At 64.1% G+C, this 1,006-nt stretch carries 1 protein-coding gene and 1 pseudogene; both read left to right on the top strand.

The window, feature by feature from the left end; translation table 11 throughout:
* A pseudogene (locus tag B9Z34_RS14415) lies at positions 1-81 on the top strand (electron transfer flavoprotein subunit beta/FixA family protein); the annotation flags it as partial.
* Positions 82-179: 98 nt separating this feature from the next.
* On the top strand, positions 180-1,006 hold an 827-nt coding region (locus tag B9Z34_RS14410), incomplete at its 3' end, for an electron transfer flavoprotein subunit alpha/FixB family protein (protein WP_108428803.1).

The following is a 1,006-nucleotide window of genomic DNA, read 5'->3' as shown; positions in this document are numbered from 1 at the left end:
GCCAAGCGCAGCGCCGGCATCAAGGTGCCTGACGTCGCCACGCTGGTGGACAAGCTGAAAAACGTGGCCAAAGTGATCTGAGGCACTTTGTGGGAGGCCGCCCCCGCGGCCGAATGGCGATGAACAGCCATTCGCGAGCAGGGGCTCGCTCCCACAGAACAACGAATCAAGGAAAAAACATGACTTCTCTGGTTATTGCAGAACACGACAACGCCTCCATCAAAGGCGCGACCCTGAACACCGTCACCGCCGCTGCCGCTTGTGGTGGTGATGTGCATGTGCTCGTCGCTGGCCACAACGCCGCTGCCGCCGCACAAGCCGCCTCCAAAATAGCGGGCGTGGCCAAAGTCATCCACGCCGACAGTGAAGCCCTGGCCCATGGCCTGGCCGAAAACGTCGCAGCGCAAGTGCTGGCCATCGCTGGCAATTACAGCCACATCCTGTTCCCCGCGACGGCCGCAGGCAAGAACGTGGCCCCCCGCGTGGCGGCCAAGCTCGATGTGGGCCAAATCAGCGATGTGACGCAAGTCATTTCGGCCGACACCTTCGAGCGCCCGATCTACGCCGGTAACGCCATGGCCACGGTGCAGTCCACCGACGCGACCAAGGTGATCACCGTGCGCACCACCGGCTTTGACGCCGCAGCCGCCACAGGTGGCTCGGCTGCCGTCGAGTCCGCAGCCGCACAAGCAGACAGCGGCAAGAGCAGCTTCAAGGGCAGCGAGATCGCCAAGAACGACCGCCCTGAACTCACCGCCGCCAAGATCATCGTCTCGGGTGGCCGCGCTCTGGGCAGCGCCGAGAAGTTCAACGAAGTGATGACCCCGCTGGCCGACAAACTGGGCGCGGCCATTGGCGCGAGCCGTGCAGCGGTCGATGCCGGTTACGCCGCCAACGATCTGCAGGTTGGCCAGACCGGCAAGATCGTCGCGCCGCAGCTGTACATCGCAGCGGGCATCTCGGGTGCGATCCAGCACCTGGCGGGCATGAAGGATTCGAAGGTGAT

It is taken from the genome of Limnohabitans sp. Hippo3 (genome assembly GCF_003063665.1).
Lineage (GTDB): Bacteria > Pseudomonadota > Gammaproteobacteria > Burkholderiales > Burkholderiaceae_C > Limnohabitans_A.
The sequence above is the reverse complement of the archived record's forward strand: the minus strand, read 5'-3'. Positions and strand labels throughout refer to the sequence as shown.